Below are 13,007 nucleotides of genomic sequence, written 5' to 3'. Positions count from 1 at the left end.
GTGTGCCTGCACAGATTGGAGCAGCGTGCCGCCTGAGAAACATTGAAAAAAACAGCACTTAAGAAATCCTCAAAAGCGTTAAAAACACGCACCGTCACGATCATGGATACGACGCTGCGCGACGGCGAGCAGACTTACAATGTTGCCTTTGCGCCGTCTGAAAAACTGCAGATGGCGCGCCTATTGATTGAAAAGGCAAACGTCGACTTTATCGAGGTCGCATCGGCGCGCGTTTCGAAGGGCGAGCTTGAGAGTGTGCAGCTGATTACCGACTGGGCAAAGAAAAGCGGGGGCCGTAAGCTCTTGCAGCGCATTGAGATTCTGGGCTTTGTCGATGAAAAACGTTCGGTCAACTGGCTGATCGACGCGGGCGCGATGACGCTCAACATGCTGACAAAAGGCAGCCTCAATCACCTGACACACCAACTAAAAAAGACACCCGAAGAACATTTTGCCGATATTGAGCGCACGATCGATTACGCGGTGAAGCACGACCGGGCGGTCAACGTCTACCTTGAAGACTGGTCAAATGGCTGGCTGCACTCGCGCGATTATATGTTTCAGTTTCTCGATTTTATCGTGGCGCAGCCTGTCGGCAGGGTGATGCTGCCCGATACGCTGGGTGTGCTTTATCCGAGCCAGGTTTCAGAAGCGCTGCGTGAAATTACCGCGCGCTATGCCGGGCAGCATTTTGATTTTCATCCGCATAACGATTATGGCCTCGGCACGGTGAATGTGCTCGAAGCGATACGGGCAGGCGCGCACGGAGTGCACACGACCGTGAACTGCCTCGGCGAACGCACGGGCAATGCTTCGCTCGCCGAAGTCGTCGCCGGCATTCACGACCATCTGCAGATGAAGACAAGCGTGAATGAAAAAAGCCTCTTTCAGCTGTCGCGCACCGTAGAGACATTCTCAGGTAAACGCCTTGCGGCGAATGCGCCGATTGTGGGCGAAGATGTTTTCACGCAGACTGCGGGCATTCACGCTGACGGCGATAAAAAAGGCGGGCTCTACGAAAGCAGGCTCTTACCGGCCCGATTCGGCCGTGACCGCCGCTACGCGCTCGGCAAACTCGCGGGCAAAGCTTCTGTCGACCAGAATCTCAAAACTCTCGGCATCACGCTGACCGACGACGAACGCGCGCAGGTGCTGCAGCGCATTATCGAACTCGGCGACCAGAAAAAGCAGGTCACGATGGATGATCTGCCGTTCATTATTGGCGAGGTTCTGAAACGGCCTGAAGAAAAGATTATTGAGATCACGCAGGTGACGGTCACGTCGGGGTTGCACGTGACACCCATGTGTTCGCTCACCGTTGAATATAAGGGCAAGGCCTCGCAGGTTTCTGGCCAGGGCGAAGGCGGTTACGATGCCTTCATGAATGCGCTGAGCATCTGGGCCAAAGAGAACAAACTTGGCCTGCCGCGGCTCATCGACTACGAGGTGCGCATACCGCCGGGCGGGCAGACATCGGCGCTGGTCGAGTGCAAAATCACCTGGAGTCTGGCGCAGCACGTTTCGCAAGACAAAGGCCGGGGCGAGCCCGACAAAGCGATGCTCGGCGGCGAACTCGCGGGCTTTGGCAGCAGCAAGAACAACCTGACGACCCGCGGGGTCGATACCGACCAGATCATTGCCGCAATTCGCGCAACCGAGCGCATGCTGAACGTAATTCTGCGCAGGTAAGCGGCCGAATGAAAGATATCGCTGTCGTCTATAAATTTTCTGCGCTTGAAAGTTATTCACCGCGCCAGATCAGAAAGCACCGTGAACTGAACCCCGAACTCAGCGTGCGCCTCGAGGCAGCGCACGACGACCATGCGCGCGCGCTCGATCGCTTTCGCAAGCTGCTGCAGTCAACGCGCGCTTCGATCACGTACTTTGAGCGCGATTCGTTGCAGCAGAGCCTCGATGCATACCGGCTTGTGGTTTCATTCGGCGGCGACGGAACGTTTATCAATGCTTCGCACTTTATCGAGCGTTCGGTTCTGCTCGGGGTGAATTCATCGCCCGAAAACAGCGTCGGGCACTACTGCCGTTTCAACCTTAAGTCGGCCACGGCTACCCGGCGCCTCGAAGCCCAGCTCGGGGCGATGCTTGAGGGCAAAAAGCCTGCCGTTGCCGAAACACAGCTATTGCGTATGCACGTCGGCGTTCAGGGCCGGGCGGTGGCTTTTCCCGTGCTGAATGACGTGCTCTTTACCGAGGCGAACCCGGCGGCGACGTCAAGGTATACGCTGCGCTACCGCCGCAGCACGCACCACCAAAAAAGTTCTGGTATCTGGGTGACGACGCCAACCGGCTCGACCGCTGCCTACGCATCGGCAGGCGGCAAACCATTCAGACAAAAAGAGCTGAGGTTCATTGTGCGCGAGCTTTACAGCGACGACGGCCGCCGCCTCGGGGCGGGTTCCGTCAAATCGGGAGAAACTCTCGGTATCGTCAGCAGCATGATGAACGGTGCGCTGTTCGTCGACGGCTCGCACCACCGGGTGCCGATTGCGCTGGGGGAGCACCTGCACATTCGCGCGCATGATACCCATTTGCGCGCCATTTACTGAACAACTCAGGTCACTTCGCTGCGTATGTTGCCGGTTTTGGCCGCAGCTTTCTCAATAATGCGAGTCAGTGATGACAGAACGAGCCGGCTTTCTTCGCTCGCGTGGTGGTAGTCCCTGAGTTCGACAACGAGTGGGCCTTCTACATCGCTTTCGATCACGCGCTGCAGCATTTCAAGGTTGTTGTCAAATGTGGAGTGCAAAACGTCACGAAAGTAGCCGAAAAAGTCCGCCGCCTTTTCGACCCCTGGGCAATGGATGACTATGCGGCGTTCGGCCCTGCTCAATCTTCGGGACCCTTTTCGACCGGGTATGAACCCAGAATTCTGAAACCTGTCGTCAGATCGCGTATTTTGGCAAAAGCCGCCTGCATCGGCGCATCGTCTGCGTGGCCTTCAAGGTCGATGAAGAAAATATAACTCCACACCTGCGAGCGGTCGGGCCTTGACTCGATGCCGCGCATGTTGATTTTTTCTTCATAAAGCGGCGCGAGAGCACGGTAGAGTGAGCCCGTGCTGTCGGGCAGGTTGAAAGAAATCATGGTACGGTTGCGTTCGGCCCGGTTTGCGGTATCGCGGCCGATCACCACGAAGCGGGTGAAGTTGCGCTTGTAATCGGTGATGTCGTCGAGCAGAACTGGCACACCGTAAATTTCGCCGGCGACATGCGACGCAACTGCCGCCAGGCGTTCGCTGCCGTCTTCGGCGACAATCTTTACCGCTTCTGAGGTCGAAGGCGTCTCGATCCACTCAGCCTGCGCGATGTTCTTCATGATAAAATTACGAGCCTGGGCATAAGCCTGCGGGTGCGTATAGATACGCTCGATTGACTTCAGGTCTTTGGCGCGCGTCAGCAGGCTCTGCGTAATCTGCAGCACGATATCAGAATAAATCTGCAGGTTGTATTTTACGAGCGCGTCAAGCGTCGCTTTGACCATACCTTCAGTTGAGTTTTCAATCGGCACCACACCGTAACGAATTTCGCCGCGCTCGGTCGCCTGAAACACATCGTCGATGGTTCTGAACGGCGCGAGGCTGAGGCTGCGGCCGAATTTCTTGAGCGTTGCCTGGTGGCTGAAACTGCCTTCAGCACCGAAGTAGCCGACCTGTATCGACCCTTCAAGCTTCAGCGTGGCACTCATGATTTCGCGGTAAATATTGCGCAGCGATTCGTCGTCGACAATGCCGGGGTTCAGTTTCGCGATTTTGTCATAGACCTGCTGCTCGCGGTCTGGTTGGTAAAGCGGCAGATTGTCTTTTTGTTTCGCCGCTGCTATCTCACGCGCGATCTCTGCGCGCTGGCCGATGAGGCGCACAATTTCAGAGTCGATGCGGTCAATCTGGTCTCGGTACTGTTTCACTTAGAACGAGTCTCAAAACCCTCGTCTCGCGACAAGCCGGGTTCGGCCTTGAACTTATCGCGAGCCAGGCGCAGGCGGTTTTGAGACTCGCTCCTAATCACTGCTCGCATATCAGAGCTCGTCGAAATTCAGCTCTTTGACGTCTTGCGGCGGCGGCAGTTCGTCGAGGCTGTTCAAGCCAAAGTAGCGCAAGAAATCTTTAGTCGTGCCATAGAGCGTGGGTTTGCCCACGGTCTCTTTCTGGCCCACTGCCTTCACGAGCTTTTTCTGCTGCAGTGCAATCAGCTGCGCGCGCGAGCCAACACTGCGGATTTCTTCAATTTCTGGCAGGGTAATCGGCTGCTTGTAAGTGATAATGGCGAGAGTCTCGAGAGCCGATTTGGTCAGCGTTTCTTTTTTCTTTTGCCGCAGAAAATTCTGTATCGCGGGGTGAATACCGGGCGCGGTGGCAAAAGTATACCGGCCAGAAATTTCATGTATGCCGATGCCCGATTCGCGCTCGGCATATTCGTCTACCAGTGAATCGAGCGCGATCTGTACCTGCTCGCTGTTCATGCCAAGACCCGCGGCAATTTCAGCCACGGTAAGCCCCGCGCCCGATAAGAAAAGCAGGCCTTCAACAGCAGCTTTGAGATACGCGGAGTCGTTCATGTTGCCTCAAACTCTATGGCGAGCTGCTCTGTGTTGTCGCCGGTGTAGGGTGAAAAGTGTATATCTCCCAGCCAGTCGTCTTGCCGCAGTTTGACCAGTTTTTGTTTCGCCATTTCGAGCAGCGCCAGAAAGCAGGCGATGATACGCGCGATTGAAAAGCCTGTCACTGAGCGAAAGAAAGATGCTTCACCGCCGCCGGCAAGACGGCCCGCCATGTATTCGATCATTTCTTCAACGGTAATCGTCTCATCGTGTATCTGCATCGGCCGCGATTTCTCTTCGCGTTCGAGAAAATCACGAAAGGTGCGCAAGAAAGACAGCAGATCGACTTCAAGGTAGTCGCCGTCTTGCTCAAAATGGCCCCAGCCCGCCTCGCGTGTCAGGCGAAGCTGCGCGCGTTCTTCGAGCTGGCGCATTTCGAGCGCCGCGGCCTGCATTTTCTTGTACTCGAGCAGCTGCTCGACAAGTTCATATGGCAGCGTATCGGGAGGAGTATCTTCTCCGATGACTGCGTTCGGCAGCAGCAGCCGGCTTTTGTAAAAGAGTAACCGCGCAGCGGTGTGCGTGAACTCTGCCTGTTCTTCGAGAGAAATCGGCGTTTTTTCCATATAGCCGATAAAGTCGTGTGTGATGCGCGAAAGTGAAACCGAGAAGATATCGACTTCGTAACTTTCGATCAGAGTCCATAAAATGGCGAGAGGGCCTTTTTGTTCAGAGCCGGCGCGCGTTGAAAATGCAACCTGAAACCGGGAGGCATCTTCGAACCCCGGCAGAGTCGCGATGCTCACAGCGAATACCTCGAAACGAGCCCCATAGAATCTTTCACGCGTGCCATGGTTGCCGCAGCGACCTTGCGCGCCCGTTCAGCACCGGCGTGCAATATATCGTTTACCAAACCTGACTTTTCAGCAAGCTCACGGCGCTTCGCATTAAAGGGAGCCATCGCCGGCAAAAAGCGTGTCAGCAGCTGCTTTTTACAGTCGACGCAGCCGAGAGCCGCGCTGCGGCACCCCTGATTTACTTCTTCTTTGAGGTCGGCCGCGAAAAAGTCATAGTAGGTAAAGACGGTACAATTTTCGGGGTTGCCTGGGTCGGTGCGCTTGACCCGGGCCGTGTCGGTTTTCATGACCATGAATTTCTTGCTCAGCGATTCTGCACTTTCGGCCAGATTCAGCGAATTGTTGTAGCTCTTGCTCATCTTACGCCCGTCAAGGCCCGCAACTTTGGGGAACGACGAAAGAATCGCCTGCGGCACTGTCAAAACGTCCGCTTTGCCCGCGCGGTAATAGTGGTTGAAACGCCGCGCGATTTCACGCGTGAGTTCGAGGTGCGGCAGCTGGTCTTCGCCGATCGGTACGTGTGTCGCATCGTACAAGACAATATCGGCCGCCTGCAAAACAGGGTAACCCAGAAAGCCAAACGAATCCAGATCTTTTTCAGTATTCGCCTGTTTGTCTTTATACGTCGGGTTGCGTTCGAGCCATGAAACCGGCGTGAACATCGCCAGAAGCTGCGCCAGTTCGCTGTGTTCGGGCACGTCGGACTGCACGAAGATCGTCGCCTTTTCAGGGGCTATGCCTGCCGCCAGCCAGTCTGAAACCATCGGCGCGATAAATCGGTGCGCATCGGGATAATTCGGATAAAACGCTGTCAGAGAATGCAGGTTGGCCACCATGAAGAAGCATTCGGCTTCGTGCTGCAGGCGGCTGAAATTGGTCAGTACGCCCAGATAGTGGCCCACATGCAGTTCGCCCGTCGCCTGCATACCGCTGAGTATTCGCCGTGGCTTTGGGTCTTGTGTATTCATGCGAGCTTTAACCATTGCACTAAAAAATTACCCGTAAAAAAATCAATCCGCCAGAAGCTGAAACTGAGCGCGACGGCGACAACAATCGCAAACGCCAGATTGAGCGCGTGAAACATTTTCCATTGCATGAATGGGGCGAAATATACCGAAGCCGCATCGAACGGGGGCAGGGGAATCCAGTTGATGATAAAGAGCGCCCAGGTTTGTTTCAGAAACACAGCCGAGAAACCTGCTGAAAAACTCATCGGTGCCGGCGCTTTGATCGCCGCGTACGCAACGCCGATGGTCAGCAGAATAACGAGCCAGAGTTGCCCATGCATGAACCTGAGCAGCGCCATCGGGCGGTCTCTGAGCAGGCCGCCGGGGGCGCTGCCATTCAGCGTCAGTGAGGCAAACGACACGAGAGAAAAGTCGGCGAGGGGGCTTGATTCGCTGTCGCCGGCCATGCGCGCGCAGAACCACTCGCGCGTGAGCAGCACCGTCAGGGCGCTCGGCACAGTGATGAAGAGATCTGAGGCCTGTTCGAGCGCCTGCGCGAGAGAGGGCATCAGCCACCCCCCACATAGTGTATCAGCTCAAGCACGTCGCTGTCATTGAGTGTCGTGCTCGCAAAGGCCAGGCGGTCTACGAGTTCGCCGTTGAGCTCGACTGCGATGCGGTTCGGCGACAGCTTTAAGTGAGCGATTAGCCCCGCAAGGGTCGCGTCGCCGATACCCTGCAGGGGAATATTTTCTCCGTTCACTGTCATGGCTGAAGACACAGATACCCTAAGGCAAATATTGCGGCCGTTTCAGAGCGCAAAACATTTTCAGAAAGCAGAACCGGCCGTGCGACCTGCCTCAGCCGTGCGATTTCGGCGTCACTGAACCCGCCTTCGGGGCCGTTGATGAAGCACAGGCTGCTGCCAGCCGAAGCCGAAAAATCTGTAATGCGCGCTTCGGCTTCGAGGTCGCCGTAAAGCATCTCAGATTGAGGTGCCGTCAGCCACGCGGCGAGATTTCCCGTGGTAACGTGCGGCCTCACGGGGTTATACGCCTGCATACAGGCATTTTCGACCACCGCCTCGATACGCGCCGTTTTTTCGTGCATCGCCTGGGAACGGTCGCAGTCGATGAGATGAATGTGGCTCGCGCCCAGTTCGGCCGCTTTCTGTAACACGAGGCTCAGCGCTTTCGGCTTGATCCAGGCCTGCACGAGTGTCACTGCGCGAGCCTTGCGTTGCAACGTGATTTCACGCTGCCTGTCGGTGAGCAACAGGGTGGATTTTTCAACCATTGCAGGTGAGATTTTGCCTGAGCCATCGCCCACGATTGCCTGCCAGGTATTCGCCCTGCGCATGACTTTGACGAAGTGCTCGCGGTGTCTGTCGGGCATTGCGAGCGAACCGCGCTCTTGCAGCGCGAGGTATTCATGCGCTGTCAGCAGAATCAGCGCATGGTCTTTTTGCAGCCTGCGCAGCGGCGGGGCGGCTTCGGTCACGGTTATTTTTCGATATTTTCTTTTTTGAACAGCGACGCGTCGAGTCGTGCTGTCTTGTCGACCGAAAAGAATTCAAGCGTGCTTACCGTGCCGCGGCTGACGTCGGCCATGTCCCAGCGAATGGGAAACTCGATCTGTTTCGTCAGATTTTTCTCTTCACGCACCGAAAGACTGCCATAGGTGAGTGTGAGTGTTTTCATGAGTACCATCGCCGAATCGTAATAATCTATGCGCCGCACGCGGTTGTCTTTCTTCGGGTCTACCAATACCAGTAGCTTGCCATAATGGCCCTTGTCGAGCGGCAGGTTCTCGATGATTGTGAATTCGCCCTCTTCATTCTTTTCTGAGCCCTTTATCTTTTGTTGGTAGTTGTCGATGAAAGAGGCGTTCGCGATGTCGATGTACGCAAACCCTGACCCAAGTACATTCTCAAACCGATCAAGATATTTCTTATGGAACATGCGCTTATCGTGCGTCAGATAAGCGTAGATGTTCTGGCCCTGGTCGTTGTAGAGCAGCTTGAGCTCAGTGCCGCGGGTCATCGAATCGAATACAAAAAAACTCGCATTCTGCTTTTGGTACAGCGATGCTTTGTAGACAACCGACTTACCCTCGCGGGTCGTGATCGTCAGCTGCAATTTCTGGTGTCCTTCGGCGTATTGCAGCTGCTGAAACACTCTGTCCATGATTTCGAACGCGGTGCCGCCGATACCGGTTTTACCCTGTGCATTCACCTGCCCGAGCAGAAGCAGGCAGGTGAGGCTCGCAAGTATCGTGATTCGGCGGCGGGTCATGGCTAACTTCAGACCACGCGGCCTGCGGCGTCGATTGCTTTTTCGATACCGATGATCTCAAGCTTCTGCGCGTTAAAGGTCTGTGTCGAACCTTTGCGCGCACCCATGAGCACTTTGCCGAGCGGCGACTTATACGAGATAATGCCCTTGTCGACGTCTGCATCCCACTGGTCGAGAATCGAGTAGACGAAGATGTCGCCGCTCGCGCCATCGCGTAGTTTCACCCGCGTACCGATTGAAACTGCGTTGGTATCAATATCTTCAGCAGTAATCTGTTGCAGAGCCTTGAGGTCGGCTTCAAGCTGCGTGACTGTTGCCTGAAGAATCGTCTGGTTTTCGAGTGCCGCCTTGTATTCAGAGTTTTCACGCAGGTCGCCTTTTTCCTGCGCGACGCCGATCTCTTCTGAGTTCTTCGGTATCTCGACGTTGATTAGGTTATCCAGTTTTGCGCGCATCGCTTCGATCGCATCGAGACTTGCCACTGTACCGCCCGATTTTTCGAGGCGTGCTGCAAGGCTTTCTTGGATTTCTGTCTGATCGTGGTCGTCTTCTTGTTCAGCAAACGCCGCGGGGTTCAGTTCACGCAGCTGCGATACGATCTGAATTTTTTCACCGTCATTGAAGAAGGGCACGTCTTTTAGCAGGGCAGAGAATCTGCGCACCGAATCTTTAGCCTCGCGCGAAATCACGTTCAGCAGGTCGTCTTTGCCCGAGCCGAAGAAAATATCGCGAACGCTGTTGCGCAGCTTCGAGCCCTTCGGTTCGATCTTCGGAATCGACTTCATCATACGAAAGAGACCGAGCAGGGCTTCTTGCGTCTGGCCTGCGGGTAGTTCGAGCTGGCCGGCAATCACTGATTTTACGGTCCAGAGAAAGACCTCGGCATTTGTTTTCACGTCTTTTTTCAGGCGGTTAATAAATTCTGAAATCTCTTCGGTGGCGTTTGCCGCAGTAAGGTCAGAAATAATCGACTTATGCAGCTTGACCGGGGTTTCAAACAGCATTTCGAGAAAGATACGACGCCACTCGTTATGGTGCCGTTTGGCAAATTTCAAGGCGTGGCGCTTGAGTTCAGTCTGCTTCACTTCTTCATAAAGTTCAGCGAGATCTGCGGGTGTTCGGGTCTTGAAGGCCTGAATGATGTCAGCCTGCTGCTCCTTAGAGAAAAGCGGCTCGTCGTCGGCCAGCGCTTCGGTTGCCATTTCGAGCAACCACAAACTTTTCAGCCGGGTGTTTGGGTCGAGGCTTTTCAGCGTCTCGCGAAAGTGAGGAGCGATAAATTCAATGGCTTCGAGGTTCTCTTCTGGGGCCTTGAGCACATCGATAAATGCCTGCACGCGGTCTTCAAAACCCTGCGCCGCCTGAAACTGCTCGATCGCCGATTCAGAAGTTGTGATCGGCGTGTCATGCAGCTCGATCACGTCTTTTTTCTGCGCAGAATTGCCGATCAGTGCGTCTTTCAGAAGTTCAGGGCGAATTTTGCTCCACCATTTAGACCACTGCGACAGCGGTACATACTTGTCAGTCAGTTCGGTCTTGATGTCGGCGAGCGAGAGGCGACCGCCGAATGATTGCAGCAATATCTTGAAGAAAGCAGTAATATCTTCTTTAAAGAGCTTTGTCATCTCTTCTGGCTTCTCGAACTGCATCACCCAGAAGTGCTCTTCGCGCAGTGGCTTCAGAGATTTCAGCGCCATCTGGATATCCATCTTGTGGGCTTTTTTGTCTTTGAAGTCGATGACCATCTCAGCGGTATTGAGTTCGGTTATTTTGCCGACACCCCAGCTGCGGTGAAAGACGTAGTTGCCTTTATCGAAAACGATGTTGGTTTCAAAATTCAGAATCGATGACTGCAGGCTCTTGCGTGTGTCGGTCAGACCCGAGTACTTTATGAAATCCTCAAGCAGCGAATGCGACTTGTATTTTTCGCGGTAGGTGCGTATCAGTTCGTTCTTGAAACGGGCAAAATTCGGGTTGTATTCGAGAATTTTTTTACTGAGCAGCATGACCTTGTCATGGTCTTCTTTCTTTATGAAGTAGTTGGCGAGCAGAACATAAAGTTCGGCGATCATCTCACGCTGGCGGTGGCCGGTAAGGATACGCTCAATTTTCTTGTAGAAATTGAAATCGTCTGGCAGAAGCTCGATGAGCCGGTTCCAGGTGGTTTTCAGCTTTTCGAACTGCAGGTTGCGCGCAAACGCTTCAGCCGCCTGTTTGTAGAACTGCAGGCCCTTCTCGAGGTCTTCGTTGATGATTGCATCCGCGTATTTCAGGGCGATGTCAGGGTTTTTGCGGTCGAGCACGGCAAGTTGCTCGAGAACGGGAATCGCCTCTTTATGCTTGCCGAGTTTTTCGAGGGCATTGGCGCGCGCGCGCAGAATTGTGCGAGTCTTGGTGACCGCGAGCATCTTTTCTGAAAGATAATCGACAACCGCCCATTTCGACGCCTCTTGAAATTGGTCGAGCAGGGTCTTGAGGTGCACAATTTCGTCGGGAATATTCTTTTCGAGTGCCATCATGCCGATGAAGTAGTGCGCCGCAATCGACGACTCATACTCACCGAGGTGGTTAAGCGACTCACTGCGCAAAAGGTCGTGTTTGCCTTGTTTCTTAACTTCGTCTAAAATCTGTTCGAGAATTTTAAAGCGTGAAATGCTGACGTCTTTCGCCGACAGGCGTGTCCATTTTTCTTCGTTGAACTGGCTTTGAATGCGTGCTTCAAGAGTTTCTGCTTCACCCGCGGGTTTTGTCTCTTGTACTGTTTCGGTTTCGCTCATTCGATATCCCCTTTAGCGCTGCAGAATGTTTCCGCTTGGCCTATACCCTGCTTTATTGTGCGCCGCACAGGCGATCGCAGATCAGGGCATAAAAAAAGCAGTAGCAACAGCCACTGCTCTCAGGCACGCTGCCGCCGAAAATCAGGTTGTCAACTCTCATTTGGGGTCCTGAGCTGGAAATCACTCCTGTGATTTCCAGCTCAGGAGTCACCTAAAGACCGCGCCGGTTCTGATCAGGTAGAAAGATTGAATGCACTGCAGCAGAATAGTGCGGATCTTGTTGATCAGCAGTACTTTCTCTTCAAGAGTGATCTTGCGGTCGCGCGCCGCCTCTTGAAATGCATCGATGAGCTCGTGCACTGACTTGTCGAGGTAATCCGTCGCCCACTTCGACACAGAAAAATGAATGTTCACCTCTTCAACATCCATCTTGCCCTTCACGAGAAAGCCGTCTTTGCCTTCGCTCACCTCAAGCCCGTCGCCGAATGCAGCAGCAAATTCGGGGTCATAAACCCGCAAATAGAGCGCGGCGAGGTTGCGGATAATCATGTGCAGCGCATTGGCGACATTCGCCTTTTCCTGGCCGAGCATGCGCTCATCTTCGCGCAGATAGCGTTTCATCATATGCTCGAGGTGCGTGCGCTGCGTCGCGATTTCTTGCAGCAGCTGCACCAGATTTTGCTGGCGGTAATCGATCAGCAGTATATCATTGAAAATGAAAGCACCGTTCTTGCGCACGTCAATCAGCTGGTGTGCCTGAGCCATGGGGGCATGGCCCGATCGTTTAGTCGTGACAGCAAGTGTTTCATGCAGCGCCGGTACGGCCTTGCGATTGACAGGCTTCGCGAGCGCCGTAATCTGCTCACGCAATGTGGCGCGCGTACCTCACCAATTTCTGGCTGATGTTTCTGACGGCCGTCTCGCTGCCTTACCTGCTGATCAGGTTCAGAGACAATGCTGCCACTTCGCAGTTGATGTATTTTTACGCGCGCGTCGGCGAGCTGATCAGCGGCTGGCGCTTCGACATTTTGGGCCGCGAAAATATTCAGGTTGAGCCTGCGGTCTATGTTTTCAACCACCAGAGCTCGCTCGATGGCCTTCCGCTCGGGTTGATGAAGATTCCGCGGTTGGCGATCATTGGTAAGAAAGAAGTTGCTTATATTCCCTTCATTGGCTGGGCCTTTTACCTCGGCGGAAACGTGCTGATTAAGCGGGGTGACGGCAAACAGGCGCGCGGCCAACTCGATGCCGGGGTCGAAGCGATTACAACGCGCCGGGTTTCCATCGCGATTTTTCCCGAAGGGTCGCGTAATCGCGATCAGGTAGGATTTCTCCCGTTCAAAAAGGGTGGGTTTGTGATGGCAATCGACGCGCAGGTTCCTGTGGTGCCGGTCGTGATAGAGTCGTATAAGCGCCTCTACGACAAGGCAAGCGGCAAAATGCGTAGCGGCACGCTGAAGGCGCGAGTGCTGCCGCCGATCGCGACCGGCGGTATGCAGCGACAAGATGCGCAGAAGTTGACGCAACACGTTGAGTCCCTGATGCGCGAAACGTATGACCGCTTAACTTAAGCGCATT

General features: G+C 54.4%; 14 protein-coding genes. 3 read left to right on the top strand and 11 right to left on the bottom strand.

Going from position 1 to position 13,007, the window contains the following annotated elements; genetic code table 11:
- Positions 1-102: 102 nt before the first annotated feature.
- Positions 103-1,689 carry an alpha-isopropylmalate synthase regulatory domain-containing protein gene (locus TURPA_RS19330; protein WP_014804955.1) on the top strand — a complete coding sequence of 529 codons (1,587 nt, stop codon included), beginning with the start codon at positions 103-105 and terminating at the stop codon, positions 1,687-1,689.
- Positions 1,690-1,697: 8 nt separating this feature from the next.
- Positions 1,698-2,564 carry a diacylglycerol kinase catalytic domain-containing protein gene (locus TURPA_RS22325; RefSeq protein ID WP_014804954.1) on the top strand — a complete coding sequence of 289 codons (867 nt, stop codon included), beginning with the start codon at positions 1,698-1,700 and terminating at the stop codon, positions 2,562-2,564.
- Between the two features lie 5 nt (positions 2,565-2,569).
- On the opposite strand, the gene TURPA_RS23725 is transcribed toward TURPA_RS22325, so the two are convergent.
- From TURPA_RS23725 to TURPA_RS19275, 11 genes are all read right to left on the bottom strand, one after another.
- Entirely contained in the window at positions 2,570-2,848 is a 279-nt protein-coding gene (locus TURPA_RS23725) for a hypothetical protein (protein ID WP_014804953.1), read from the bottom strand.
- On the bottom strand, positions 2,845-3,921 hold the full coding sequence (pheA, locus tag TURPA_RS19320; protein ID WP_014804952.1) for a prephenate dehydratase: 1,077 nt from the start codon (positions 3,919-3,921) through the stop codon (positions 2,845-2,847). Before pheA ends, TURPA_RS23725 begins: the two co-directional genes overlap by 4 nt.
- A 111-nt stretch (positions 3,922-4,032) precedes the next feature.
- Positions 4,033-4,572 carry an SMC-Scp complex subunit ScpB gene (gene scpB, locus TURPA_RS19315; protein ID WP_014804951.1) on the bottom strand — a complete coding sequence of 180 codons (540 nt, stop codon included), beginning with the start codon at positions 4,570-4,572 and terminating at the stop codon, positions 4,033-4,035.
- Positions 4,569-5,360, bottom strand: coding sequence for a segregation and condensation protein A (locus TURPA_RS19310; RefSeq protein ID WP_014804950.1), 792 nt, complete (start codon positions 5,358-5,360; stop codon positions 4,569-4,571). Before TURPA_RS19310 ends, scpB begins: the two co-directional genes overlap by 4 nt.
- The gene (gene trpS / locus TURPA_RS19305; protein WP_014804949.1) at positions 5,357-6,379 is read right to left on the bottom strand and encodes a tryptophan--tRNA ligase; all 1,023 of its coding nucleotides are present in this window, start codon (positions 6,377-6,379) and stop codon (positions 5,357-5,359) included. The genes TURPA_RS19310 and trpS overlap by 4 nt, the downstream gene beginning before the upstream one ends.
- Positions 6,376-6,927, bottom strand: coding sequence for a hypothetical protein (locus TURPA_RS19300; RefSeq protein WP_014804948.1), 552 nt, complete (start codon positions 6,925-6,927; stop codon positions 6,376-6,378). Before TURPA_RS19300 ends, trpS begins: the two co-directional genes overlap by 4 nt.
- On the bottom strand, positions 6,927-7,127 hold the full coding sequence (thiS, locus tag TURPA_RS19295) for a sulfur carrier protein ThiS (RefSeq protein ID WP_014804947.1): 201 nt from the start codon (positions 7,125-7,127) through the stop codon (positions 6,927-6,929). Before thiS ends, TURPA_RS19300 begins: the two co-directional genes overlap by 1 nt.
- Positions 7,124-7,858: a 16S rRNA (uracil(1498)-N(3))-methyltransferase gene (locus TURPA_RS19290; protein WP_014804946.1), complete on the bottom strand. Its 735-nt coding sequence runs from the start codon at positions 7,856-7,858 to the stop codon at positions 7,124-7,126. The genes thiS and TURPA_RS19290 overlap by 4 nt, the downstream gene beginning before the upstream one ends.
- Before the next feature lie 2 nt (positions 7,859-7,860).
- Complete coding sequence (locus TURPA_RS19285) at positions 7,861-8,652, bottom strand: outer membrane lipoprotein-sorting protein (protein WP_014804945.1); 792 nt, start codon at positions 8,650-8,652, stop codon at positions 7,861-7,863.
- Between the two features lie 8 nt (positions 8,653-8,660).
- A complete protein-coding gene (locus TURPA_RS19280) occupies positions 8,661-11,429 on the bottom strand; it encodes a GreA/GreB family elongation factor (RefSeq protein ID WP_014804944.1) in 2,769 nt (922 codons plus the stop codon).
- Between the two features lie 207 nt (positions 11,430-11,636).
- Positions 11,637-12,299, bottom strand: coding sequence for a hypothetical protein (locus tag TURPA_RS19275; RefSeq protein WP_041948716.1), 663 nt, complete (start codon positions 12,297-12,299; stop codon positions 11,637-11,639).
- Here TURPA_RS19275 and TURPA_RS19270 point away from each other — a divergent pair.
- Positions 12,299-13,000 carry a lysophospholipid acyltransferase family protein gene (locus TURPA_RS19270; protein ID WP_014804942.1) on the top strand — a complete coding sequence of 234 codons (702 nt, stop codon included), beginning with the start codon at positions 12,299-12,301 and terminating at the stop codon, positions 12,998-13,000. The two genes, TURPA_RS19275 and TURPA_RS19270, sit on opposite strands and share 1 nt — an antisense overlap.
- Positions 13,001-13,007 lie beyond the last annotated feature (7 nt).

The sequence above is a fragment of the Turneriella parva DSM 21527 genome, from assembly GCF_000266885.1.
In the GTDB taxonomy this organism is placed as follows: domain Bacteria; phylum Spirochaetota; class Leptospiria; order Turneriellales; family Turneriellaceae; genus Turneriella; species Turneriella parva.
The sequence above is the reverse complement of the archived record's forward strand: the minus strand, read 5'-3'. Positions and strand labels throughout refer to the sequence as shown.